The sequence below is a fragment of the Paenibacillus sp. FSL R5-0470 genome, assembly GCF_037975205.1.
Classification (GTDB): Bacteria; Bacillota; Bacilli; order Paenibacillales; family Paenibacillaceae; genus Paenibacillus_AQ.
Genome location: NZ_CP150238.1, coordinates 2,165,981 through 2,191,737, shown reverse-complemented (window position 1 = coordinate 2,191,737; position 25,757 = coordinate 2,165,981). Strand labels below are relative to the sequence as shown.

Sequence of the window (25,757 nt, the reverse complement as noted above, 5' to 3'; positions counted from 1 at the left end):
AATTATTTCCAGATGCACTCATATCCAACACGATACTACCACCTAAGTTTCACTATGAACATTTAAAAAACAGAGTTTATCATACACTAAACCGTTCAATTCACTCGCCTCTAGTTATAAAATCCTACGATTTTGTGACAAGCTGGGACATAAAACCCAGAATACGTCTATACATTTTTAATTTCATTTGAGTAAAATCATTTCAAAAAACAGCAAAAAGACCTCCTTGGTTTCCCAAGAAGGTCTTTGAGTTATGGTTAGATCTTACCGTTTAAGCTCCCACCTGGAGCAAATAATCGTTCGATATGCTTTTGAACCGCTGGATCCGGAATTAATGGTGGCGCTTGATGAGGTTTTACACGCGCATCAATAATCACGTTATCACATGACCAATGCTTATACTCCGTTGAACTGTTCACGCCATATATATCATGAGAAGGATTGCTGCGTGTGAACGTCGCCCATAGGAAATTCTCAATTCTATCACTTAAGAACTCGCTATCATCACACACAATAATCATCGGACAAGATGGGAGTGCTCCCTGTACTTGAATCGCTTCGCTAAGCTTGTTCATTTCCTGCGCTGCTTCAGCGTAAGTAGTGAATTTAGAGCCTTGAAGCGCCACGAGACCCGGCATCACCATCTTTGCATGTCCAAATCCCTGTAGTTCTTCAAGTATGTCAGGAACCTCTGTACATAGTTCTCTTTTCTTCTCCCCAACCGCAGCGAAAATCACCTTACTTCCGCTGTTTAGTCCTGTACCGGAATAATCAAGGGTATCAATCGTTGTATTCGTATAGAAATGAATATCTCTGCGAAGATTAATTCGCTCTAAAATATACGTCAAGAAATCCTCAACATCATGTGTGCTGATAGGTTGTTTCTCTTCGGCTGTAATAAACAAGAATTTAGCTAAACTAAGCTGACCTGTGCCTAATATCCGATTCGCGATCGTAAGAATCTCAGCTGGCTGCTTCACTTGTTGATAAGGTGTATAACGTTCACTGCCAATCGCAAACAAAAGGGGATGAACACCTGCAGCATCTACTGCATGAACTTCTTTGACACCCGGGATTTCTTGTCGGATAGCTCCGCCCGTCAACTCGTGAATTAACTCACCAAAAGCGGTATCCTCTTGTGGGGGTCTGCCGACAACCGTAAATGGAAAGATTGCATTCTTTTTAGCGTACACTTTATGTACTTTCATTACTGGAAAAGGATGCACCAAGCTGTAGTAGCCTAAATGATCGCCAAATGGCCCTTCTGGCTTCGTCTCACCAGTATGAATTTCCCCTGTGATCACAAAGTCCGCATCATTGCTGATACAATATCCATCTACATAGCTGTAGCTAAAATGACGTCCCGAAAGTAAACCGGCAACGATCATCTCACTCATACCCTCTGGCAATGGCATTACAGCCGATAACGTATGCGCAGGAGGTCCGCCGATAAAACAGCTCACTTTAAGCGGTTCTCCTTTTCGATTAGCTCTCTCTTGATGCACGCCGATACCCCGATGAATTTGATAATGAATGCCAACCTCTTTGTTGAGCTCATAATCATTACCATTCAACTGCACACGGTACATCCCCAGATTGGAATTCATAATGCCCGGCTTGTCTGGATCTTCGGAATACACTTGCGGCAATGTGACAAAAGCGCCACCATCCTCTGGCCAATGTGTGATCAGCGGAAGATCAGAAATACTGATTTCCTGAAAACCACTTGGTAGACCACCCGGCTTTTTAATAGGCAATGCTTTTCTCGCGGATAGTCCTGTCCCTACATATTTAAAAGGATTCTTAAGTGCCTTCATAGGATCGTTACGAAGTGCAATTACGTTATGTGTGGAGTTCCAAGTACGCCGAAAGATAAACTTACTACGCTCTAGCGTTCCAAAAAGATTAGATACGGCACGAAATTTTGAGCCTTTTACATTTTCAAATAATAATGCAGGACCACCAGCTTCATAAACCTTCAAGTGAATGGCGGCCATCTCCAGATAAGGGTCCACTTCTTCACGAATACGAACCAAATGTCCATGTTTCTCTAAATCATTAACACACTCTTCTAAATTGCTATATTTCATTTCATTACTCCGATCTCTAGAAGGTTATTACAAGATTTCTTGGATGCTTTAATTATACCCTGTAACTTATTAAAATAAAGCGATACCCTATGTAATAGAACATCCCGCCGTTATCTTGTATTCTCAGGTTTGGGTTCATCTCGCAAAATATTTCTAGCAGGAATCCCTACTGCTGAAGCATTATCCGGCACATCCTTAACCACAACAGACATAGCTCCGATATTAACATCGTTCCCCAGCGTAATCGGGCCTAGTATCTTAGAACCTACTCCGATAAATGCTCTATCACCAATCACGGGTTCCCCTAAGTTATTTCTCCCCCCAATGGTCACTTGGTGAAAAATAGTAGCGTTGTTGCCAATCACCGCTTTAGGACTAATGATAATGCCATTTAACCCATGCGGTAAATGAAGTGCATCACCAATTTGAGCCTCTGCATGAAGCTCTCCACTGGCAACAATTCGAACAAAAAGCACATCCATTATGCGATATAGGAGCCACAAAGGTTTGCGGATCAGGCCACTTTTCACCCGATAATACACCCAATTTCCAAAACGATAAGTAAACAAAGCCATAATCGTTTGTGGATTTTTTAGATTTGCCTTCCAGTCCGTTTTGAATAATTTCATCATTGTATCATCCTCCTATAGGGGCAAGATATGAACTATATTCTCGTGAAATGAAAGCATTAGTGTGGTCAAAAATATTCTGGGAGGATCGCAGGATGGAGAGTCATTCGGGTGATTGTGCTTTCACCAGTGTATGTTAGATTCAGAGATTCATCAAGAAGTGGACAGTTCTCCCTATATAAACATCAACCGATTACAAGCCTTCCTAAACAACAACACGCGCCGAGGTGATATCGGCGCGCGCTGAATGCTATCTTTTCTATTAAATAAGATCCAGAACAATCACGTTCACAGAATGGGCAGCTAGATTTACAATTGCAGTGTCTTTATCAAACCTGATTTCCGTTTCAACTGGAGTAACCTTCTCATCATTTTTTCTGTTCACATTAGGTGTGTGAACTAGCGAAGCATCGCCCGTTAAAGTAATCCATTTACCGGTAGTAGCTACGTTTAAGCCTTTTAGATCAAGCTTCGTTGCTTTCTCTACACGATCCGCGTTCACAAGCTTCACATAGAGATGCTTATCATCTTTAGTAACGGAATTGTATACTTCTCTGTTATACGCTTCGAGCTTATAATCAAGCACTTTGCTTGTTGTCTTGCCATCTGTGTAAGAGCAAATCAAATGCTTGCCATCTGCTCCACCATAATTAACAGTGATGGTATATTCCGTATGATCCGCTAGCTCTTCATAGCAACTAGCTCTAAGGTTACCCGCTGCTGTACTAGAGGAATAATCGCCGAGTGTATAAGCCTCAATCCCTTGCTTGTACACCTTGACTCCTGTGGCATCGCCATTATAGCCAATCGCATATTCGATAACATCTTTATTTTCCGGTGAAATGTCTGTCAGACCTGCACCTACATAGAAGCCATCTTCGCCGGAAGCTTTTTCAAGAACGACCTCTACTTTATAATTAGTCCACGCGTCATTGAGAATATACAATCCATTCAGTCCGCTGTTCTGTGCCTTCAAGACTAGACCTTTGGAAGGATTAATCGTATATCCGGCAGAACCAGGAATGACTTTCCAAGCTTCATGCAGCGGCTGTGTAAAATCTTGCTCTAGCATAACGCTGCCATCCGTATTCGAAGTAACCTTCACCCGCTTCACAACTACAGATGATTTCCCGGCAGCCACTTCAATTCCTCCGTGAGGAATGAGGTCTACCTTTTCCCCGTTGCGATATGTCGAGAACGATGTGCCAACCACTTTGGTGCCGAGATATTTAGCATACAACTGTTGAACATAGTAGTTCGGCGTGTACCATACAGTTTCATCATCGAACCAAATGCAATCTGGTGTCCATCTGTAGGTACCATCTGTTAATACCTTATTGAACAAAGGTGCCGTTGCAGCTAGTCTAATCACATCAGAGTTATTCTCAAAGCTGGACATAATCGCCGCTTCAGCAATCGCTCCTGCCAATGTATTTTTATCTGTCGAAGCATATTCACCCACAAAAACCTTCGAAGTTTCAGCCTCGTCCAAGCTGCCGTCTTCTTTATAAGCTCTGTAATAGTAATTGTAGCGATCCGCATTCTCTAACAAATACCCGTTGGAACGGTAGTAATGCTCGTCCGCAATCGTATCCATGTAGTTTTTTTGTTTCTCATACCAGGTAACCGTCTCTTCAATACTTGATGTTCCATCCGTGAAGCTGATCTGTTCCGAGCCCTGTAGATTTCCGCTTAGGAATTTCCAGCCTTGCTGATAAGCATCGTCATCTGCTTGTGCGCCAACCGTAGAAAGAATGGTCAGTTCATGATCAGGGTAGTTTTTCACCATATATTCGTCAATCGTTGTTTTAAAATACTCGAAGTTGGCAAAAAACTCTGTTCCCCAGTTTTCATTCCCCACGCCCAAGTAACGCAGGTCAAACGCTGCTTCATGGCCCATCTTTTTACGCAAAGCGGCCCACTCGTTATTGTCAAAATCCATGCTAATCGCGAAATCAATCAGATCCGTAAAGTTCTTCACATAATAATCTCTTAACGCACCGCCAGCTGGATTCGCATAATCCGAACGAGCTTGACAGAGTACGCCGCAGGCCATAACCGGAAGTGGTGTTGCATTCAAATCTTCGGCTAATTGAAAATACTCCATATATCCAAGACCCATGGTCATCATGTAGCCCCATACATTATAGTTCTCTTTGCGAAGCTCAATATCGTTGACAGACTCTTTCCAATCGTACACATTCTCCCAAATGTGAGAGCCTTCAGAAATACAGCCCCCCGGGAAACGTAAGAATGTAGGATGAAGATCAACAAGTGCATTCACTAAATCTTTTCTTAATCTATAGTTTGAATTCCCCTTATAGTTAGCGTGAGCTGTAGCAGAACGTTCTTCTTCCCCAGCGCCCCAAACATCTTCCGGCATTAAGGAGACCATATCAATGGAAATCTCACCATTAAAGGTTAACGCCAGCTGACCGAGTATAGTTTCAGACCCTGTTAATACAAGCTTAGACTCTACACCATACTTCTTCCAGTTACCGTCACCGTTCACCTCAACTACCGTTGCATCACTAATGGCTTTACCATCTTTGTCGAGCAATTGCAGGGTGATTGTTCCCGCTGCCTCTGCCTTCGCCCAAATCGTGAAGTTATACTTAGCATCCTTCTTAATAAACATTGAGCAGTGCTGATTGGAATCCGCAAAGCCTCTATTATTGATCGTCGCGCCATCTGCCACTGTCACATAATGCGCATTCATATCTTTATCTTCGATTCCGAAGAAATCATTTAATCCGCCTGTATGATGAACCGTCATTTTGTCCGTGTCACCGGACCATGCATGAAGAGGTGTATAATTTCTTCCTGTTGAAGTCCCGTGCACACCACATACATGCGAATAGCTGTCAAAAGCAAACGACTCAAAGGAACGATTCTGCACTAGCTCTGCATAAATTCCACCATCTGCCGCATTATTAATATCTTCATAGAATAGGCCATATAGAACTTCGCTAACATCCAAAATCTCATGGTTTCCGTCGATCGTTAAGGTGTAGGGTGGCAAACCTTCTGGGAGCACAGACACGGTGAAACTCTTCTCTGCTGTACTGTCACCTTTTTTCAAAACTGCTGTAAGCGTTACACCTTTAGCAGAATGGACGGTTTTATTCACAACTCCCGCATTAGAAATAATTGCTGAGTCACTGGATACCCAGGACACGTCAACTTTTCCACCCATGAGCGAAGCTGGTAATTCGATATCTTTGGTGATGATTGAACTAGTGAAGGTTAAATATTTATCTTTTGCGAGCTTAACGATCTCTTCATCTGTCAAAGACTCACACATAATCTCAATCACTTCGTCCTGCGTTAATCCCGCTTTATATACACGGAAGTCCGAAAGAGAGCCGCCAAAATCTACATCTGCAGCGTACTGGGACTTGCCGATCGTATTGTTACTATAATTCACTTGATCCTCAAATGTAGCAAACCACGTGCGTAGTTTAGCATATGTACCGCTAGAAGTCTGACTTATCATTCCATCCGCAACGATCTCACCATTGACATACATCACAGGTCCTGCACTGCTTAGTGTTCCACCTTTTGTTCCTGTGACCGCAAAGGCAACGTGCACCCATTCACCAGCAGCAAAGGATTTACCGGGATCTGCGACTAAATCTTCCCCCGCAAAACAAGTCCCCCGGAAATTACGCGTTAAAAAAATATAGGGTCCTGTCTCGCCTTTGCCGAAATCGAACAGTCTTTCCCATAAGCTCCCGCCAGCACTTACATGCATCCAAGTCGAGACAGTAAGGCCAGCTTGGTCGCTGACCTCTTTAAGCAGATCATCTGGCAAAGAAATATAGGATGTGCCATGTTCTCCACCCGCTAGTGAAACAGCACTTCTACCCGCTACAGTCTGTATGGATGGCAGCTTAGTCCCTGAAGCGGTTCCATCGTTCCCATTCCCCGAGTAATCTTGACCCACATGATCGGGGTTATCAAACTTATAATGCGCTATCAAGTTACCATTAATAGATTTGTTACTGTTGTCATTGTTCATAGGAGATCACCTGTCATCTTTTGTATTAGAAATCATAAAAGTCTAACCAATCTACTGATTACTACGACAAAACCGCTACATCCGTGAATCATTTAACCTTTATACGAAACATAATAACACACTTTATAATCAATTAATATATTAACTAATTAATATTTGTGTGAAATAAAAGAAAACTTTTTTATAATTAAAAATTACCAAATAGACCCTTTTATTCATGATAAAATGAATTTGAATGTATGAAGGAGAGATGAAATATGAATAACCATGTAGGTTATAAAACAATAAAACGCGATTTATTTACAATTGAATGTAAAGATATCCTGTTACGAGAGTTTAGAGTGGAGGATTTAGACGAGTTTCACGCACTTACCACGCAGCCTGAAATCATAGAATTTCTGCCCGACTGGAATGTTCCTAAAGAACAACGGCTAGATTGGTTAATAAACTATGAAATAAAAGAAAACCAACAGTTTCTACATGCGGTCACAGCGGATGGAAATATCGGGGAGCTTCGTCTTCGTTTAGGCATTATTTTAAAAGAGACGAATGAGTTTATCGGTTGGTGCTGTACAGGAATGAAGGATGAATTACCCGCTCCGAACAGAGAAATCATGTATGCCATATCCAAGGATCATCGGGGCAAAGGGTATACCACACAAGCTGCCGAGGGGTTAATTAAGTATTTGTTTGAGCACACTTCTACCGATGTATTAAACGCTATTGCTCTGGTACACAATACGCCCTCAAATAGAGTCATACAAAAATGTGACTTCGACTTAATGAATGAAATTACGATTGAAAATGAAAGCTATAATTATTACCAACTTTCTAAGCGGTAATGGCAATAGAAGGCTTAATGAATGCTGGCACACTTTTGATAGATTACAGCACAAGCAAAAACCTCTGCATGGGAAATGGAGATACGATCCATTTACCTAAACAGAGGTTTTTTTGAGCTGATTCATGATTGCTGCTTCATACGAAGCATTTGCGCTAGAAGCTGTTCCACATCTTTTTCCGGGAATGCCGTCATTAGCGTGTCTTTAAAGGTTTCTTGAGCACGGATGAGCTTGGCCTCACCAATGGAGGTTAGGGAGGTATAAATACTTCTGCGATCACTGTCGCATGCTTTTCTCTCTAAAGCTCCGCAGCCCTTGGCTTCAAACCGGCTAACTAAACGTGAAACGGCACTTTGGCTTAAACCAACCATGGATTCAAGTTTCTGCAATTTCAGTTTTTTCTCTGGGGCTTCCGACAAGAATAATAATAAGTAGAACTCTTTTAAAGATAATCCATGATTCGCTTGCAAATTAACTTCTAATTCATTCGTCACATTCATTTGTATATGCGTTAACGTCAACCAATTCGCGATAAGGTCATTGTTAAGAATTTTGTCCATCTATCTCTTCATCTCCTGAGCGTATGACTATTCATGAATTTTTTCTTCTATATAATAGTACTACACTCCACATCCATTGTGCCAAGCTTAATCCAAAAAAGAGAAAAGACCGTTTCTCCAAGAAGTCGGTCTTTCCAAATGATTCCATTTAGTTCGTTATTCCTTAGCCTTTAATTCTAGGAAATCCAAAGGCATACTGCCGAGGAATACTAGGGTCTTGCTGAAGCTCAACCCCAGCCTCCAGCGTCCAATATGGATTTCTCAGCATCCCCCGACCAACCGCAACAAGATCTGCTTCCTCATTCCCAATGACTGCATTAGCAAGAGCAGGTTCATCCAATCTGCCTACAGCAATCACCGGTACATTCAAACCATATTTGATCTCTCTTGCCAAAGGAACTTGATACGCCGCATGTGTTCCTGGCTTGCCAGCAGCCGCGATAGGACCTTCACCACCTGCACTGATATGGAAAATATCTGCGCCAGCTTCTTTATAAGCTTTACTAAATGCCAAGCTTTCTTTAATGCCGTATCCGCCCTCTACATATTCTTGAGCTGAGATACGCATGATCAATGGCATTCCTTCAGGCATTTCACTTTTCGCTGCACGAATGATTTCAGTACCAAACAAGGTCAAATCTTGGCCATATTCATCTGTTCTTTGATTTGTTAATGGTGAATGGAACTGATGAATAAGGTAACCGTGCGCACCATGAAGCTCGATAACATCAAACCCCGCTTGAATCGCACGCTTCACGCCTAACCGGAATTTTTCAACCATACCCTTCACTTCTTCAGTCGTTAAGGCACGTGGTGTTTTGGAGTCAGCATCAAATGGAACGGCAGAAGAGGATACAGGAACTGCTGCATCTTCAGCCTTACGCCCAGCATGAGCAATTTGAATACCTACTTTTGCCCCATAAGCATGACAAGCATCAACAATTCTAGCCAATGCAGGTATTTGCTCATCGGACCAAATGCCAAGGTCAAAATCAGTAATTCGGCCATCAGGCTCTACATCGGTCATTTCAATAATAATTAATCCTGTTCCTCCAATGGCGCGGCTTACGTAATGATTATAATGCCAATCGGTAGCAATTCCGTCCTTGTTAGTCACTGAATACTGACACATTGGAGGCATAACCACGCGGTTCTTCAATTTCAAATCCTTCATTTCATAAGGGGTAAACAAGTTCTTCATGATATCTCTCCTCTTTATAAAAAACTAAATTTATTATGAACATTAAAAACATGTTTTAGCAGAAATTAATTAATGTATGCTCATGCATGTATATTATTATAGAATATCTATGGTGTCAACCATGAATGTCTCCTGCGAATTAATAGCTCCACGTATTGTTGAAATCTTTGTCGCAAGGTAATATATGGGTATCTATTTTCTTAGAAAGGATGAACTCACAAGTGGACAAAAAGCTTTTACAATCACATAGCATCTTTCCTACCCTGAATATTGAGCGAACGGCTGCTTATTACAGTCAATACTTAGGCTTTCAAGTTGTGCCCTATTTAGATACGGAGGAACCGCATATTTGTCTGTATCGTGATGATACTGAAATTATCCTGACTCAATCCCAAGGACAAAGAGTTATTCCTAATCGAGAATTGTATGGCTATGGTTACGATGCCTATTTTATTACGAAACAGCAAGAGCAGCTGGAAAAAGAATTCGAAGCCGCTGGTGTTAACATTGTCCGAGCATTAGCAAACACCGACTATAATAACAAGGAATTTGTTATTGAAGATATCGATGGGCGCTGGATTGCTTTTGGGATCAAAGGATAAGAAAAAAACGGCCCTCGGCCGTTTTTCTTATTTTTCAAAAGAGACCTCATAGCTTCTTACCCACACGAACATCCCTTGAAATCCTGTATGCTAGATTACAGAATTTCATCTCCACTGCCATTGATCACACAGAAATCACTATGATTATAACTAACGAATGTAGAATAAGCATTACCCTGATTCAATAGATGCTCCTGAAAAAAATTAGCGACAAGCTCATTTATCTGATTATGAATCCCACAAGTTCTATGATATAAAGCTTCGTCCTCCTCAAAAAGAGGCATATCACTAAAAGACATATGCGTAGCACCTCGTATTTTCAAAAAAGATTTATATCCTTTCCAATTCCGAAAAAGCTTCTCTTGTCCTTTGATGAAATCATTTGCTATTTTCTCCTGTAAAATAATGCTTAAGGATTCTAAAGCAGAAGCATTTTGCCTTAATACAAGTAGGGGTACCGAGTTGTTGTTCACTTCATTCTCAATATATAAATGCATACTTGCATCTAATAAAACTGCGGCTTTAATTCTATCATCTTCCATAGTTAAATCTAATGCAGTAGCACCACCGATTGAATGTCCAACAATGCCAACCTTGTCCATATCAAAACTTTCCATTCTTGAATTCAGATTGGATAGGTGATCTAATACATACTTTATATCCTTTTTTCGAATAGAAATTAAGTGATGTAATTCGCTATAATCTGTAGCCTGTATTGTCCTCATGACCTCTGATTGATTCATAAATTCTCCACTTGGACTAACTGTAAACATGGCTTCATAAGCAGCACTGACGGTTACCACTATAAATTCTCGCTTTACCAGCGCTTGTATATTGTAAATATACATATCTCTATCTAAGCCTAGTGCAGGAGAGTAGATAATGACAGGATAGGATCGTTTAGATTTTTGTTGCAATGCTCCCTCGCTGATTGAGGTAGATAATCCATCTATGATATCCATATTCATTCCAATATCTTCTAGAATTTCTCTTGCATGTTGTTCACAGGGCCGGAAAAGATCCATATATTTCATTTCAGATTCGTTGTTATCGAGCAAACCATCCTTATCCGGATAATAAATACTTATCACGATTTTTCTGGGCTCTGACTCTTCTTGGAACGTACCCTTGCGCGTGTAATCCGTTAATACTTCAACTTTTCGAAAAACTCCCATGGTTCCACTCCATTCTTCCTCGTTCACTATATTTTAATTTATTTTCCTATTTATTGAAATGAATTCTCCATAATGTCCATACTAATGTCGATTGCTATGAATGGAATCAAGTTGAATGAACGGTTATAATACCTAAGTGCAGGTGAATCTTTAAAAAACTCAGGGATGTGGAAACTTTAATGGTGAATAATTCAGCATATACACTTTATTTACGTGAGGATTGGAAGAAGCTAAGCGATTTCACTGCTATCCAATTATCAGAAGAAGAGCTTAGTGATATCCAAAGTATTAACGATAAAATTTCGATTGAGGATGTAAATGAGGTCTATCTTCCTCTATCCCAATTGATACATTTGCAGCTTCAAGCCTCTCATACATTTAAAGATTCTATAAATCACTTTCTTAATAACGATCTTAAAAAAGGTCCATTTATCATAGGCATCGCCGGAAGTGTCGCTGTTGGCAAGAGTACAACCGCTAGACTTCTTCAGAAGCTCCTCTCTCAATTACCTTCTCATCCAAAAGTAGATTTAGTTACAACTGACGGGTTTCTACTTCCCAATGCTGAGCTGGAAAAGCGTGGAATCATGAAGAAAAAGGGATTTCCTGAAAGCTACGACACACGTAGTTTAATTTCATTTTTAACTAAAGTGAAGTCTGGTGTTTCGGGTGTTCAAAGTCCTGTATACTCGCATCTAACTTATGATATCGTGCCAAATGAATGTATTACGATCGAGAACCCGGACATCCTAATTGTTGAAGGATTAAATGTTCTTCAGACTAGTTTGACAATTAATCAAAGTATGCCAAACTATTTTGTATCTGATTTCTTTGATTTTTCAATTTATGTGGATGCTGATGTGAATAATATTGAGAAATGGTATATTGACCGGTTTATTAAGCTTAGAGATACCGCCTTCCAAGATGAGCAATCTTATTTTAAAAAATATGCACAGTTATCACTAGAAGAATCTATCGAGATCTCCAAAAGAATATGGAAAGAAATCAATTTTGAAAATTTGATACACAATATTTTGCCTACCAGAAATCGTGCAGATCTTATTCTATTTAAAAATAACAACCATCACATAGACTGTATTAAGCTGCGAAAATAAGAAATCGTTCTAACAAACCAAGTCTCTGATTTGCAGAGCTTGGTTTTTTTATGTGCAAAAAAAATTGGGTGAATATCGTAGGTGTAATGCCTTTATCCTCTTGCCAGGGCAAACGTATACTGTGGTACATTCGTACACTAATGTAGAGAGAGGATAAATCAAATGATCGAAATTGCCTTGGCCTTTCAAGATAAGGATGGAAAATATGTAGAGCATGCCGGTGTCGTTTTAGCGTCAGTTTTTCATCATACAAGTTCCCCAATCCATGTTCATATTTTACATGATGCCTCTTTAACCGAAGTTAACAAGCGAAAGCTCACCAGATTAACCACTAAACATCAGCATACGATTAGCTTTTATTCGATTACTTTACCCGAAGATATGCTCCAGGTTCTTGCCAATATTAATTCTATCGATATGTGGACACATGCAAGTATGTACCGATTGCTGCTTCCCGCGTTAATTCCTTCTGACAAAATTATTTATCTGGATTGTGATGTATTGGTAAACATAGACATCGCGGAGCTGTGGCAGGTCGAGCTGAATGAAAAATATTTAGGGGCGATTTGGGATCAGGGCATTATGGATGTTGCACCTATTGTGAGCGCCAAAGGGCTGAATCCCGAGATTTATTTTAATTCTGGAGTGATCGTATTTGCTTTGAATAATATCCGCCAGAATACGAACTGGTACCAAGAGATGCTGAACTTCTTGCGCACTTTCCCTGATGTCACCATGCCTGACCAGGATGTTTTAAATGCGGTTTTTGGAGCGAATTACCTCCCACTCGATATCCGTTTTAATTCATTTAACATGGCCATCCCAAATCATGACTATAATAATAAAATTGTCCATTTTGCCGGGGATGAGAAATGCTGGAATAAAGACTCCTCAGGGTTTGCGCTGTATCGCAAGTTCCTAAATTTAACCCCTTGGAGAACTTTTAAAGCCAAATTAAAACGAAGAAGACAGAAGGTCAGCTATGTTAAGCGGCGGTTCATGCGAAAAAGTAATAGACGAATCATTTATAAACGTAGAATTAAAATTATTCGCACAAGAATCTCGCCCCTTTCGCTGTTTCAATTGAAATTAATTAGAACGATAAGAAGGAGAAAAGGCATTGTAATCAACACAAGAATACAAAACCAACGACGCATTAAACGCTAAAAGGCAGCCCCTATTGAATAGGGGCTCAGTCTCTCGAGAAACCCAAGGCCATCCAGTGAATTGGGTTTCTCGTCATTCTGAAAAACGGCACTCTGCCGTTTTTCTTGAACATGATCGTATAATAGATCCTTTTAGTTCAATTTAGTAAAAAACCATTTCTGAGCATCGCTTCCATTATCCGTCCACTGCTGAACCGCTGCACCGTCTGCCGTTGAGGCTCCGTTTACATCCATGGCTAATCCACTCACTTTAGAAATTAGTTTGTAGTATCCACCCCCTACATCTACAATGCTCCACCGCTGAGCGTTGGTACCATTGTCATCCCACTGCTGCAACTGTACACCACTGACGGTTGATGAGTTCGGCACATCCAACACTTTTCCACTATGCACTGCTGTCAGCTTATAGTAGCCGTCTCCCGTACTTTCCACTTTGAATTTCTGATTATTAGCTGTGTAATTGGTCCATTGCTGCATCTTTGCCCCGTTTGCTGTAGAAACATCTATAACGTCGAGAACCTTACCACTAGCCTTATCAGCCAAAGTATAAATCCCGCCACTCACGATGCTTGAGTTAGGCGTAGTCTGATACACACGTACGTAATCAACCAGCATTTGTGCAGGGAAAGCAGTTGAACCGTTTGGTCCTCCAGGCCAATCCCCACCCACTGCAAGGTTTAGCAGAATGAAGAAAGGTTTCTGGAATTCCTCCGTATTTCCAGTTCCGTTCTCGATATAAAAAGCATTATATTGGTTGCCATCAACAAACCATTTAATATAATTCGTATCCCATTCTACGCTGTACACATGGTACTGAGAGAAATCAAGATTACCGGAAACCTGACCATAACTAGCATGCCCATTGGCATCCCAGTGTACCGTCCCATTAACAGAAGCATTATTGTTCACATGCTCCATAATGTCCGTTTCCCCAGAATTCGGCCAACCCACCGAATCAATATTCGATCCCAGCATCCAAAACGCCGGCCAGAGTCCTTGGCCTGAAGGCAGCTTGATTCTAGCTTCGATTTTTCCATAGGTAAAACTTTTAAGTCCCTGTGTTTTGATCCGTGCAGAGGTATAATTCATTCCTCCATACGATTCTTTTTGCGCTGTTATTGCTAGATTGCCACCTGTTACCTGCAGGTTCTGTGGACGACTGGTATAATACTGAAGCTCATGGTTTCCCCAACCGTCGATACCCGTGCCGATTTCAGCCGACCAATTATTAGTATTCAGAGAATTCCCGTCAAATTCATCACTCCATATCAGATTCCAGTTCGAGGCTGCACTTGAATTACCTGTAGGCACTAGAGCAATCATGAGTGTAAACAGCAGAAATAGACTTAGCATTTTTCCTTTTCTCAACATCATCGTCTCCTCCTAATAAATGAAAAAATTATAGGACACAGGAATGCTTAAGACGATATCTGCCCAGGGTCAGCCCAATGGAATCACCTCTTTGATCTTATTGATTTCATTGCACGGCGCGCTCGTACATTTGAAACCGGTTTCGTTTTTGGATAAAACAAAACACTATCCCCAAAACCAGCTATTACAGCCAGAGTCAGGTTAACGCATCACTTCATTTGCAGTGTACGTCTTCTCTATCCGTAATATGCCAAGATTTCAACCTTACTTATGTACTTTAATCCCATAGCCACTTCCTAGTTTACCTCCTGCAATTAAAAAGGCTTTTGCACGCCGTTGCAGTTGGGTGTTCTCTTCGTACTCTTGCGGGGTCATACTTAGTTTACTAAATATTCTTTCTTCTGCTTCCTTGGAACTTTTATCGACTTCATAAATGTAGAACCGACTTTGAAACTGAATAATGTTCGATTCTGGGTTCAAAATCTCACTTAATTCCGGATCAAGCAGCCATGAATGACAAATAAACACTGGAGTTATTCCTCTAAAAAAAACTCTGGCTAACTGAAAGGATTCCTCGACACTTTGAACGGATAAAGGCTCTCCCGCTGGAATGTGCACATTAAGCACGATCTGATTGGTAAAGACTTTACAACCATCCACGACTAAATCCCTGTCCATCGCAAAAGGTTGAAATTGCATTCTTCCCAAACGAAACAAACGAAGTTGAACATGCTCTTGCAGCCAGTTGTATTCTTCAATACCATATTCACCGTGATCACGCAGACATTGCATGCACCAGATCTGAATATCTGAGAACGTATCATAATAGATCTCGTCCTCAATGTTACGAATACGATACTCTTCATAAGCATCTACTGCGAATCTCACAAATAAATATAATAGAAGCTTTCGATAACCCTCCGATGCTTTCACAGATTCAAAAAAAGAAAATCTGTCAAAATAAAAATGTTGTTTATAAACCAGATATTCATCCTCCTTCATCTGAAACTCATAGACCTGATGTCTAGCAGCAGGATCAAGCTTTATTCTTTCACACAATGCTCTCATGTTCACTATAAAACCTCCTAGAAGACCACGTTAAATCATAGCCTTCAAATATATATTTTCACGTGCTGAAATGCTAAATTCATAACTATAAAAGCCATTTCGTGTTGTGCATAATATAGAATCAAGTGCTTCTGTTGTCAACGGAATCGTTGACCGCACTCCTTATGACTTTGCAGCAATAGCTCTCCGATGGCGGCTGTGGTACCAAAAGTCCCATCGATTTGGAAGATTGCATTTATTTCAGTAAAGTATTTAAACACATTACAGGCCTAACAACTAGTGAATACAAAAGCGCTTCTGAAGTGAATTGATTCTACGGATTGTAAGAACTCATAAAATAAAACAAAAGAAACGGCATTTCTGCCGTTTCTTTGTTTTATGGATGGCCAGGGCTCGGAGCCTGTTTTACTCCAATCCATGTTCCTTACGGATGTTATACATGCCTTGAACAAGCAGCTCGGAAGGATCCCGATTCAATTGCAAGTGCGTTAACAATAAATGCAGTGGGAACGCACAAACGTTATTCCCATCGCTTATCGCTGGAAATCCAGCCTCGAAAACCGGACCTAGTTTTTCGTTCCAAGCTAGACCAACATGTACATCTTCTGGCGCAAATTCTTCGGTGATTTCTTTTATACATTGCGGAACTAATACATTGTCTATGATCGCTTTAGCTTCTTCTTCACTTGAAGGTGGTTTTGGAAGCGTTTTGCCTCCCTCAATCTTCATCAGATCAACAAAGAATGAAGCCATCCATGCTGCAGGATCCTTACCCGATTGGAATCTTGCAATCAATTCACGCAGAAAAAAGCCACAAGAATAGACATGGTCTAACTCAGACTTTACGTGAAAAACAAAAACCGGGCCGTAGGCCTCCATATTCAACACTTGTCCTTCAACGTCTTGAAAGTGCACTCTCAAAGCTACGAGACCGTTATGATGAACAGCCATCACTAGCTTATTCATATCCTCCTCAGACATTTCTGGATCATTGGTTATTTCCTCGTTCTCGTTTAATGTTTCTTCGTTCTCATTTGTTATCTCATTGGTCATTTTAAATTCCCTCCCGCTCCTATCATACCATCTAGTGAATTGAACTGACACTTTAATAATAGACAAATTCCTACCAGTTGAGGAGAAAATAAATAAACGGCATCTCTGCCGTTTATTTATGGGTCAACTCTTACTTAAGTCACATCCATTATTTTCTTCACTACTATACTGGTTAATTGTTTGATATCCCCAGGATCTAACTTGTAAGCAGAAGTAGCTTTCCGTGTCGGTTTAGGATTTGTCGATATTAAGTCAGCGATATACAGATCTATAAATACAACGGGATCAGCACCAGTTCTTTTCCTGAGTTCGCCTGGTACCTTCGTGTTGGGTCCGTCCGCTCCGCCACTGATTGAAATAAAACCATACTTGTTCGGGTTTGTTTTCAAATGCTTTAAATAGGGTCGGAGTGGTGTGGCCACTTGCCCCATCCAGATCGGTCCCAAAAAGAGGATCAAATCATACTTCACTAATACATTAGGTGATGGCTGTACCAATGGTATCCTACTGAAAATCATATCCATTGTAATGGAACTCAATGTCCGCGGCTTGGATTCAGAAATCTGAAAATATTCAGACGACAGTTCTTTAGCCACACTGCCAGCTAATGCATCATTGTTGCCTGTGAATGAATACGATATGACTGCAATGTTCATCTTAGCCCTCCTGAAACGAATTATTTCGTCTTTGCTTGCTCCAGTGCATTTTCTAGTGCCTTAAGATGTGCTTTAGAGGTAAGCGTTGCCCCACTAATAACGTCTACCTGAAGGGATTGTGATTCAATCACATGTCTAAACAAATCACCAATGCTTATCCCCCCCTTCATTTTCAGCAGATTTCCATTTTTATCTAAAGCGCCTTTGAGTATTTTAATATCTAAAATTTGACCCTCAGATATTGATGCCTGAACCTTGGTATCTCTGGAATGATCCTTTGTGCCGATATATTCTCCCACATAGGTTCCATCACGCAGCTTTTGAAAATCAATGACGTCGATAGTAAGCTTCTGAACTTCACGCCTCCCTGGAGCGCTTAAGAAAATCCCTCCCCATACGATGACTACAATCACGACGAAGATGATCAGTATAACCATCCACATTGAGATCTTCCTTTTACTACTTACAACAATGTTCATTCGCATGCCCCTCTTCTCAGTTTTTGAATGAATATTATAATATTCATTCATTTTAAGGGATAAAAAAACTGCCTCATTCGTTCTATTTGGGGCAGTCTGTAAGACCCTTCATGATTAGTTCCATCATATGGTCCAGTAATTGTGGAAAGAACTCCAGTCCTATTTCTTCCTTGTGGGTCTCCACATTGATCATGGCGGCGAAGACCATCATAATCATTTTGCTGTCCATATCGCTTCGCATCTTGCCTTCGGTTTGCCATTGCTGCACAATTTCATGGAAGCTGTCATATAAGAAATCGTTCACCTGAATGCCGGTTTCTTCTCGATAAAGCTGTTCGATTTTCCCAAAAACACTTTTGTTGTACCATTCCTTTAGAATGGGGTTGGATATTATGCCTTCCACATTGAGTGCCATCATCTGCCGAATTACAATCACAGGGCTTTGGGTCATGTCAAGGGATTCCATACAGTTTTTTTTGAGTTTCGCATTTTCTTCAAGAAAGATATCCATAAAAAGCTTTTCCTTAGAAGGATAATAATTGTAAAAGGTTCCTATAGCTATTCCAGCTTTTTTTGTAATGTCCGAGACATTCGTATCCTTAAAACCTTTATTGCTAAATATCTCTTTCCCACAATCATAAATCTTTGTTTTTTTATCTTCCACTTTCCGCATCTCCATGAATGAATAATTATTTTTTCATTCATATCATAATGTCAAAAGTTGGATGTGTCAATGCAAAACTTATTTGTTATCTTTTCGTTCATTGAGCGACAATAAAATAAAAAAACGGCATCTCTGCCGTTTTCCCGATAGTTACAGAAACTTATAGTTTCATGAGATCCTCTTAATCCATCAGGTACAGATCCCCGAAGGCATTAACATCCTTCGAAGAACCTATGCCACTATTGTATTCCAGCCAGCCTCTACGCCCCTCGCCGTCATTATCATTGACCAGCAGCGAAAACTTAAGCTTCATTCCTTGCTTCACCTGCGTAATGTCATGGCTCAGTTCACGCCAGGGTATGGCTAATTCGTAGCTGGTTGTTGAATCTGAACGACTCACCGCATACTTTAGCTCTAGGGCATCATTTATATTGAATCCCATTGGGGTTAGCCAGCGCCACTTGAGTAAATTCCCTGCATTTCCCCGAGCCACACCTAGTTCATGATACTCCGAGGGTACCGTTCCGTCTAAGTTTGCAATACCAATCCCAATCTGAATGCTGTCCCCACTCCAAATGGCATCGCCTGATGCCGACTGTTCATGCTTGTCATCTATAACTTCTACCCCTAGATAAAGGTTATCCTCGTCCCAAGTTAAGGAACCAGTCGCACTGATATCCTGCTCACCTTGCCAACCATTGATTTTGATATCCTTCACATCAAAGCGAGCCAGATCACTCCAATCTGATAGGTTACCATTGATTTCAATGGGCTTACTGAGTTTTGGCAACAACAGTGCGTTAAAGGAATCTAACGTCGTCTGCAATAGATTACCTATGTCATTATAAGATTTAAGCGTCCGTTGTCCTCTAGCAAGCTCAGGAATCTCTAACCGGACACTCTTTCCTGATTCCAGATTCTCCACAATGGCGTTGTAGGTCCCCTGAGTAGAACGTCCTGTTTCATAATCGGCTTCCACTGAACCATTGAAATTGTTCGTAGACTGATTAGTAACATCCATATGAGTTTTTAATTCCTTGGCAGCTTCATCATAAAATGTCTCATATTTCACCGTCAGCGGGTCGATTACGTTAACATTGACAGCGAAGCTCATTGCCGTTTTAGGATCTTCGCCTCGTGAGACAAACAGTGTATCGTTTCCTCGTACCAAGCCATCCGGAACCTGTATCCGAAGTCTATCTTCTTCCTCCTGTTCACGAAGTATCCAGCCCTCAGGCAAATCGATGTTCATCGACTCCTTCGCAGGAATGCGATAGGCGTCAGGCAGCTTAATATCAAAGGCGTCGCCGGAAGCAATCGAAATTCCGGAATCTTCTGGCAGCTTTGCAAGATCAGAACTATTCATGACATTCCATAGAAAATGTGTTGTCGTCTCCATAATTTCATCGATGTATTTATCATTCTTGTAGTCATGTCCGACACCTTCCATGGTGAGTAGATTATGATACACCCCCTTCTCTTTCAGCTGTTCGGCCAATTCAACACTTTGCTGGTACGGCACCAGTTTGTCTATCGTTCCATGAATGATGAGGACCGGCGGCAGCTTACTGTCCGCACTTTTCGTCAGATCACCGCCATAAATATCAACAATAGAAAATACAGATTTAATGATGGAAGGATCCTGTGATACATATTGATTGACAAAGTTTATGGCTAGATGTCCCCCCGCCGAATCACCACCGATAACAATACGGCTTGCATCCATCCCGTAAATCTCTGCGTTATCGTTGATCCATTTAATCACATCGGTTATATCTTCATAAGCGTCATTAAGTGTGCGGCTGAAATTAGTAAATGGATCTTTTTTCAGCCTATAATCAACGGACAATACAGCATATCCTCGCTTCGCCAATCCCGTAGAAAAGTCTGCTGCATCGTTCTTATTCCCTTCTGTATAACCACCACCGTGAATGAAAATAAATACAGGCCTCTTCTCGTTATTATCGCCAGACGGCTCGTACAGATCGAGTTTCAGCGGTTCTAGAGCATCTGTCTCATTCTTCTTGCTCGCATACAAAATATCTCCTTTCACTGTAACCTTATAAGCGGGAGTCAAGTACTGAACCGAAATTTGTCCGTTATTGACAGTAACTTTAGCCGCTGATGTACTAATCACGTTAGTCACTTCTTTTCCTTCCTTTTCTAAAGCGCTCTTATTCTCTTGGTTATGCAGTAACAACCAGGAACCTAGAACGATTACTAGGATCGTAAGAACGTAAATAAGCCTACGCTTCATTATGACAACCTCCCAGAATGATTTTGGATTTGAAAAAGTAATATAATTCCAATATCATCATTCTAGAATTCAAGGCATCGTTTAACAATTATGTATTCCTTCGTGAATTAGGTTTAATATTACGAACTTTTAGTGAACAAGAAAGCGTATAATTAAGTAGAATCGGCTTAGTCATAGAAATAGATAGAGGAGGACATTACAATCATGAAGTTGAGCATGAATTGGGTAACGCTTAGGGTGCGCGATCTGGAGGCTTCCCTTGATTTTTATAACAGGATTTTGGGGCTTCCCATTGAACGCAGATTTGAGAGTAGAGGCAAGCAGATTGTTATGTTAGGCACTGCGGATCAGCCCAAAATCGAGCTTATTCAAGGTAGCGACCCGGCTCTGAAGCCGGAAGCCGGCGTTTCCGTTGGTTTTGAAGTGGAGTCGCTCGACGATGCCATGGAGTATTTGACAAGCCAAGGCATCCCCGTTGCGCGAGGACCGATCATGCCAAATCCCCACTTGCGATTCTTCTATATACTGGACCCGGACGGCTTCGAGGTACAGTTAGCGGAGCATAGCTAGGCTAGCACTCTTCAAGCAAAAAAAAAGGAAGTGTCCCAAAAGCCATGAAATGGCTGCGGTGACACTCCTTTTTTTAATTATATCTGCTAATTTGTTATGGGTTGAAGGCTACTACTCATTCTGTTATCTTACGAGCTACCAGCGCCAAGTCTTTCAAATCAATCACACCATCTTTATTGATATCGGCACGTTTAGCCTCAGCCCAATCCGGACTGCTGGTATCCTTGCCATAATTAGCAGCAACAATCGCCAAGTCACCGATGGACACTTTGCCATCTTTATTGATGTCACCAGTCATACCAGGCTCCGGCTCTTTTGCTGTTATCTTGAGCTTATGGCTCGACGTAACAGTTTCGCTCTCCTTGCCTTCCGCATCTGCTACGATCACTTTTTCAATCTGAATAGTACTCTCTGTAGCTTCCGCTACTGTTTTAGTACCGAAATCCAAGGATAACAGCTGCAGATTGCCAGTCACAGCATTTCCCGCACCTTCACTCACCACCAGGAGTCGTAGTTTTCCAGGCGTGTGATTAGCAGTTTCAAGCACCTGGATTCCACTACGCAAGGAAGTAGCAGCCTTGAATTCCAATAGCTTAGGATCATAGTTCATGGTTATATCCATCGCATATACAGCATCTGTTACACTTTTTACCCCAAACGCCAGTTGAAAGTCATTACCTCCAGCTACAGTGTCTACCCCAGACAGAACAGAAGTCATCTTACCCGATGGATCAACCTCACCATTCCCGTCTTTTTTAACGGTAATGATCTCGTGGATTTTGGGTTTAGTTGAACCCTCCCACTGAATCTTCACTTCAAACACATTACTATACTTGGAGGTATCAAATGTATTATAAGATGAGGACAGGTTACCTACCTTATGCCATCCACTCGCATCTCGCACGGACACCGCAGCGTTTGAATTATCCGATGGATTTTGCAAAACTATCACTTCTTTTACCTTTGTATCCTTCGACAACTTATAATTTAAGGAACCCGTATTCCCAGTACCCGGCATATAGAAGGTGGATAGCTTTTTGTCAACGGACAGCAATGCTTCATTTCCTATGTTTCCTGCAGGTTCAGCCTGGATAGCCGGATTGGAAGTTCCCGGTCTTTCAATCCCTTCATTAACCAAAATTTCATTAAGCGCGAGCCATGCATCATAGGTTTCAGTTGAAATCAATCTTACATAGCGGGCTTGCTTGCCGCCGTCAACTTGAACACGCTTATAACGGTAAGGCACCTCATGCTCAGGGAAATTCAAACTCCGATCATTTGGATTAGTAAACGTATGGATCGTATCCCATGTCTGTCCGTCTAGTGACAGCTGTAAATCTCCCTTACGGAAGAAATCTCCTTCACCGTCTCCAATCACGACAGCTACATTCTGGACATTCACCACACCGCCCATGTCGATCTGAATATACTTCCCTTTCGATTGAATCGAGCCGAACCAAACCTTGTTCTCTAAAGAAGCATTGTACACGTTGTTGATAGAACCTTCATAAATGCTTCCGTAATTATGAGTAATCATTGGTGGAGAGAATTTGTTCAGCTTGATCATGAGCCTTGTCAGATCTACAGTGATATTCTCAGTTCCCTTGTTTATGATCCGGAAATAGGCAGCACTAGCAAACGCCCCATTCCCCTCATTAACCTGTTCCCATTCCACACCGTTCTTTGATGATTCTAACCGGACTTCTCCGTTTGAAGCTTCCAACACCACTTGCGTGATCTCTTCAATGGATTTCAAATTAATCCCAACATATTGAGATGGCTTTAATGTGATTCCGTTCATATTCGATAATTGCACAGAATTATCTGCTACCATAACAGGAGTATCCTTCAACTCTGTCACATCGGTGTAAATGGCTACCTTATCTTTACCTGCATTTACGGAAAACTCGCGAACTGCCGTCCATAAATCAGGCTTACCTCCAGGTATTCCAGCATGAGTCAATCGATATCGAACCATCCTTGCCTCCACATTGAGCCCGGAAGCAGAAATTTTATACCCGGAACGCTCTTCTCCGATTGCAGTCCATTCTTGACCGTTCACGGAATACTCAAGGATCCCCCTTTGGAATATATCGTGATCCGCATCATTTCTACCTTGTGTGATCGCAATTTCTTCCACTTTAATGGTTTTTCCAAAATCAACACCATACCAGTCTCCATTCTGTTGAAGGGTCTGAATATAGACGTTCGTTGCTAAATCTCCGTCTACCATCAGGTTTAATCCTGAAGGAGAACCATAAGAGCTTACAGCTAGAGGTTTAACATATTCCGGGTCCACCAAAGTATAAATCTGAGCATCCAGTTTATTGATGAGCTGCTCAGCAAAAGGAACCAGCCGCTTTGCTCCTGCCTCAACTGTCACATCTGGAGAATTAAGCTTCTCAATTTTGAATGTTTTGGATAAGCTTAATGCGCTTGTGGCCTTAGCCAGTGCTTCCCATGCCTGATCAACATTCTCTTTCTGGATTGCTATCGCAGAGAGAACTGCCGATTTATCGGCAAGAACGACATTTTGCAAGCTATTTAGCCATGGATCAATTTCTTCTTCCATATTTTCATTCGTGTTATTTACTCTAAACGACGCGATGGCATCCAATACTAGATCAAATTCTTGAATCAATGTATTCCCCGTCGTTTCTATCGGCTGACCACTTGAGTATTCACTTAAGAATTGCGCTAGCTCAGCTTTGATATTTTCCGATTCACCTACTACAAGTCCATGACCGCTAGGCGATGGGTCACTCATATGATAGGCGATCGTATTAAGCTCAGAAGCAACTTCAGGGGCAATATGCTGAAATGAATCGAGCCAGCTCTCCTCTTGATCAAAATCATCTACATTCCAAGTGTAATCCGCAACCGCGAATATACCGATCTTAGATAATTCCGCATGCTTCATAGGATTAGACACTACACCTGAAATATTATGTGTACCTGGAATGAGCACTTCTGCTTTACCGAGCAGCAGTCTTGCATCCTTATAGTCATTCACTGGCCAGTTTAACCACATATAAGGGTCTCTTCCATGTGCATCTTTCGGCCACTGCATATCTGCTGCATTAACAGAGGCAACAACGCCGTTTCCGGTCCACATTATATCTACATTCTCTGGCACATTTCTTAAGGCTTCAAGATAGGGTCTGCCAGTCGTTCCCGTCCAGCTTTTATTATAATATGGAGGACAATAAATTAATGATTTGACGTCTTTCTTGGACGTTACCCAATTCGCAACATCCGTAATAAGCTTAACATGTTTGTCCTTATCCACTAACGATTGTGATGTGCTGATATCATCCATAAATAGTCCAAATTGACGTACGCCTACACTGTACAATTGTTCAAGCTTTGCAAGTAAGGTTTGAAGTTCTCCATCATAATTGTTCCAATTGATCATATTGAACCCTGGATGAATTGCCCATACAAACTGCGTCTTGGATTCATGTCCGACATCCACCAGTTCTTTGATCTTGGCAAGCTCAGCTGCAGGATAGGGTGTTCTCCATTGCGCGTTATGGTACTTGTCATCTTTAGGTGCAAAAATATAAGTGTTCATCTTTAGTTCTCCACCAAAACGCATCAAGCTCATTCGATCTTCATGTGACCAAGGTGTGCCGTAAAAGCCTTCGATAAATCCCCGTGAGCGAGTATCAGAGAAATCTTCGATGGTGAGATTACGAACCTGCAGATCAGGAATTTGATCAAAAATCATCTTCAGCGATGCCAGGCCATAATAAGTCGCATCCGTATTTTTACCTAATATCGCAATAACACCTTTATTCTGTTGCTTGGTGCTAACGTTAAGAACATAAGCGTCCAGCTCATTGAAGTGATCCGCCTCATAGGGAATATTCTGAGTGAAGTAGTTGTCTACATAGCCTGATGAATTTCTAGTTCCCAAAAAGATATTTGTTTTCCCTGCTACTACAGCTCCTGACTCAGTGACCTGAAGTGATTTGGAATCCAGTATCCTTTGAAGCAGCTTTCTTGTCGGCTGGTCAATCGAATCTTCAACAACAACGTTTACATTTTGTGTAATGGTTAAGGTTGTCTCTTCTTCTGTTTGTTGCTGCGGTAATGGATAGATTTCATAGGATTCCTTTAATTTTGCATCTTTTTGCGGAAGATTAGAAGCTACATCCGCTGCAGCTGCAAAACTGGAGAACAAGCCGGCCACCATCATAAGTGTAATGAAGATACTGAGAATCTTCTTCGGCATT

The 25,757-nt window shown here is 41.3% G+C and carries 19 protein-coding genes; 5 read left to right on the top strand and 14 right to left on the bottom strand.

Annotation, left to right across the window (positions count from 1 at the left end; translation table 11 throughout):
• Window positions 1–257: 257 nt before the first annotated feature.
• The 3 genes from MKY99_RS09340 to MKY99_RS09330 all read right to left on the bottom strand — a co-directional run bounded on the left by MKY99_RS09340 (window position 258) and on the right by MKY99_RS09330 (window position 6,740).
• Complete coding sequence (locus MKY99_RS09340) at window positions 258–2,090, bottom strand: UbiD family decarboxylase (protein WP_339270060.1); 1,833 nt, start codon at window positions 2,088–2,090, stop codon at window positions 258–260.
• Between the two features lie 110 nt (window positions 2,091–2,200).
• The gene (locus MKY99_RS09335) at window positions 2,201–2,722 is read right to left on the bottom strand and encodes a serine acetyltransferase (RefSeq protein WP_339270059.1); all 522 of its coding nucleotides are present in this window, start codon (window positions 2,720–2,722) and stop codon (window positions 2,201–2,203) included.
• A gap of 259 nt (window positions 2,723–2,981) precedes the next feature.
• Window positions 2,982–6,740, bottom strand: a complete 3,759-nt coding sequence (locus MKY99_RS09330) for an alpha-L-arabinofuranosidase C-terminal domain-containing protein (RefSeq protein ID WP_339270057.1) — start codon at window positions 6,738–6,740, stop codon at window positions 2,982–2,984.
• 257 nt (window positions 6,741–6,997) lie between these two features.
• Here MKY99_RS09330 and MKY99_RS09325 point away from each other — a divergent pair, with 257 nt between their 5' ends.
• Window positions 6,998–7,582, top strand: a complete 585-nt coding sequence (locus tag MKY99_RS09325; RefSeq protein ID WP_339270056.1) for a GNAT family N-acetyltransferase — start codon at window positions 6,998–7,000, stop codon at window positions 7,580–7,582.
• A gap of 122 nt (window positions 7,583–7,704) precedes the next feature.
• Here the strand turns inward: MKY99_RS09325 and MKY99_RS09320 are convergent, their stop codons facing one another.
• Complete coding sequence (locus tag MKY99_RS09320) at window positions 7,705–8,142, bottom strand: helix-turn-helix domain-containing protein (RefSeq protein ID WP_081383065.1); 438 nt, start codon at window positions 8,140–8,142, stop codon at window positions 7,705–7,707.
• A 163-nt stretch (window positions 8,143–8,305) separates the two neighbouring features.
• Window positions 8,306–9,343, bottom strand: a complete 1,038-nt coding sequence (locus tag MKY99_RS09315) for an NADH:flavin oxidoreductase/NADH oxidase (protein WP_042186618.1) — start codon at window positions 9,341–9,343, stop codon at window positions 8,306–8,308.
• Between the two features lie 221 nt (window positions 9,344–9,564).
• On the opposite strand from MKY99_RS09315, the gene MKY99_RS09310 reads away from it, so the two are divergent.
• Window positions 9,565–9,945 (top strand): VOC family protein, encoded by a 381-nt coding sequence (locus tag MKY99_RS09310; RefSeq protein WP_283911111.1) that lies wholly within the window; start codon window positions 9,565–9,567, stop codon window positions 9,943–9,945.
• 95 nt (window positions 9,946–10,040) lie between these two features.
• Here the strand turns inward: MKY99_RS09310 and MKY99_RS09305 are convergent, their stop codons facing one another.
• Window positions 10,041–11,147 (bottom strand): hypothetical protein, encoded by a 1,107-nt coding sequence (locus MKY99_RS09305; protein WP_339270054.1) that lies wholly within the window; start codon window positions 11,145–11,147, stop codon window positions 10,041–10,043.
• A 152-nt stretch (window positions 11,148–11,299) separates the two neighbouring features.
• Here MKY99_RS09305 and coaA point away from each other — a divergent pair, with 152 nt between their 5' ends.
• Together coaA and MKY99_RS09295 are read left to right on the top strand one after the other, a co-directional pair.
• Complete coding sequence (gene coaA / locus MKY99_RS09300) at window positions 11,300–12,235, top strand: type I pantothenate kinase (RefSeq protein ID WP_339270052.1); 936 nt, start codon at window positions 11,300–11,302, stop codon at window positions 12,233–12,235.
• A gap of 162 nt (window positions 12,236–12,397) precedes the next feature.
• A complete protein-coding gene (locus tag MKY99_RS09295; RefSeq protein ID WP_339270050.1) occupies window positions 12,398–13,402 on the top strand; it encodes a glycosyltransferase family 8 protein in 1,005 nt (334 codons plus the stop codon).
• A 131-nt stretch (window positions 13,403–13,533) separates the two neighbouring features.
• On the opposite strand, the gene MKY99_RS09290 is transcribed toward MKY99_RS09295, so the two are convergent.
• The 7 genes from MKY99_RS09290 to MKY99_RS09260 all read right to left on the bottom strand — a co-directional run bounded on the left by MKY99_RS09290 (window position 13,534) and on the right by MKY99_RS09260 (window position 20,949).
• Window positions 13,534–14,772, bottom strand: a complete 1,239-nt coding sequence (locus MKY99_RS09290) for an RICIN domain-containing protein (protein ID WP_339271569.1) — start codon at window positions 14,770–14,772, stop codon at window positions 13,534–13,536.
• A 264-nt stretch (window positions 14,773–15,036) separates the two neighbouring features.
• The gene (locus tag MKY99_RS09285) at window positions 15,037–15,840 is read right to left on the bottom strand and encodes an acyltransferase domain-containing protein (protein WP_339271567.1); all 804 of its coding nucleotides are present in this window, start codon (window positions 15,838–15,840) and stop codon (window positions 15,037–15,039) included.
• Between the two features lie 405 nt (window positions 15,841–16,245).
• Window positions 16,246–16,893, bottom strand: coding sequence for a hypothetical protein (locus tag MKY99_RS09280; protein ID WP_042186601.1), 648 nt, complete (start codon window positions 16,891–16,893; stop codon window positions 16,246–16,248).
• Between the two features lie 134 nt (window positions 16,894–17,027).
• Window positions 17,028–17,549, bottom strand: a complete 522-nt coding sequence (locus MKY99_RS09275; protein ID WP_339270047.1) for a hypothetical protein — start codon at window positions 17,547–17,549, stop codon at window positions 17,028–17,030.
• Window positions 17,550–17,569: 20 nt separating this feature from the next.
• Window positions 17,570–18,028: an FMN-binding protein gene (locus MKY99_RS09270; protein ID WP_339270045.1), complete on the bottom strand. Its 459-nt coding sequence runs from the start codon at window positions 18,026–18,028 to the stop codon at window positions 17,570–17,572.
• An 82-nt stretch (window positions 18,029–18,110) separates the two neighbouring features.
• Window positions 18,111–18,692, bottom strand: coding sequence for a TetR/AcrR family transcriptional regulator (locus MKY99_RS09265; protein ID WP_076283286.1), 582 nt, complete (start codon window positions 18,690–18,692; stop codon window positions 18,111–18,113).
• 181 nt (window positions 18,693–18,873) lie between these two features.
• Window positions 18,874–20,949: an alpha/beta hydrolase fold domain-containing protein gene (locus MKY99_RS09260; protein WP_339270043.1), complete on the bottom strand. Its 2,076-nt coding sequence runs from the start codon at window positions 20,947–20,949 to the stop codon at window positions 18,874–18,876.
• A gap of 204 nt (window positions 20,950–21,153) precedes the next feature.
• On the opposite strand from MKY99_RS09260, the gene MKY99_RS09255 reads away from it, so the two are divergent.
• Window positions 21,154–21,519 (top strand): VOC family protein, encoded by a 366-nt coding sequence (locus tag MKY99_RS09255; protein WP_339270042.1) that lies wholly within the window; start codon window positions 21,154–21,156, stop codon window positions 21,517–21,519.
• A 115-nt stretch (window positions 21,520–21,634) separates the two neighbouring features.
• On the opposite strand, the gene MKY99_RS09250 is transcribed toward MKY99_RS09255, so the two are convergent.
• On the bottom strand, window positions 21,635–25,756 hold the full coding sequence (locus MKY99_RS09250; protein WP_339270040.1) for a beta-N-acetylglucosaminidase domain-containing protein: 4,122 nt from the start codon (window positions 25,754–25,756) through the stop codon (window positions 21,635–21,637).
• Window position 25,757 lies beyond the last annotated feature (1 nt).

What these genes read in the sequence shown, in the direction of transcription:
- MKY99_RS09340 (WP_339270060.1), bottom strand. Translation starts at nt 2,090, where the DNA reads ATGAAATATAGCAATTTAGAAGAGTGTGTTAATGATTTAGAGAAACAT.
- MKY99_RS09335 (WP_339270059.1), bottom strand. Translation starts at nt 2,722, where the DNA reads ATGATGAAATTATTCAAAACGGACTGGAAGGCAAATCTAAAAAATCCA.
- MKY99_RS09330 (WP_339270057.1), bottom strand. Translation starts at nt 6,740, where the DNA reads ATGAACAATGACAACAGTAACAAATCTATTAATGGTAACTTGATAGCG.
- MKY99_RS09325 (WP_339270056.1), top strand. Translation starts at nt 6,998, where the DNA reads ATGAATAACCATGTAGGTTATAAAACAATAAAACGCGATTTATTTACA.
- MKY99_RS09320 (WP_081383065.1), bottom strand. Translation starts at nt 8,142, where the DNA reads ATGGACAAAATTCTTAACAATGACCTTATCGCGAATTGGTTGACGTTA.
- MKY99_RS09315 (WP_042186618.1), bottom strand. Translation starts at nt 9,343, where the DNA reads ATGAAGAACTTGTTTACCCCTTATGAAATGAAGGATTTGAAATTGAAG.
- coaA (WP_339270052.1), top strand. Translation starts at nt 11,300, where the DNA reads ATGGTGAATAATTCAGCATATACACTTTATTTACGTGAGGATTGGAAG.
- MKY99_RS09295 (WP_339270050.1), top strand. Translation starts at nt 12,398, where the DNA reads ATGATCGAAATTGCCTTGGCCTTTCAAGATAAGGATGGAAAATATGTA.
- MKY99_RS09290 (WP_339271569.1), bottom strand. Translation starts at nt 14,772, where the DNA reads ATGTTGAGAAAAGGAAAAATGCTAAGTCTATTTCTGCTGTTTACACTC.
- MKY99_RS09285 (WP_339271567.1), bottom strand. Translation starts at nt 15,840, where the DNA reads ATGAGAGCATTGTGTGAAAGAATAAAGCTTGATCCTGCTGCTAGACAT.
- MKY99_RS09280 (WP_042186601.1), bottom strand. Translation starts at nt 16,893, where the DNA reads ATGACCAATGAGATAACAAATGAGAACGAAGAAACATTAAACGAGAAC.
- MKY99_RS09275 (WP_339270047.1), bottom strand. Translation starts at nt 17,549, where the DNA reads ATGAACATTGCAGTCATATCGTATTCATTCACAGGCAACAATGATGCA.
- MKY99_RS09270 (WP_339270045.1), bottom strand. Translation starts at nt 18,028, where the DNA reads ATGAACATTGTTGTAAGTAGTAAAAGGAAGATCTCAATGTGGATGGTT.
- MKY99_RS09260 (WP_339270043.1), bottom strand. Translation starts at nt 20,949, where the DNA reads ATGAAGCGTAGGCTTATTTACGTTCTTACGATCCTAGTAATCGTTCTA.
- MKY99_RS09255 (WP_339270042.1), top strand. Translation starts at nt 21,154, where the DNA reads ATGAAGTTGAGCATGAATTGGGTAACGCTTAGGGTGCGCGATCTGGAG.
- MKY99_RS09250 (WP_339270040.1), bottom strand. Translation starts at nt 25,756, where the DNA reads ATGCCGAAGAAGATTCTCAGTATCTTCATTACACTTATGATGGTGGCC.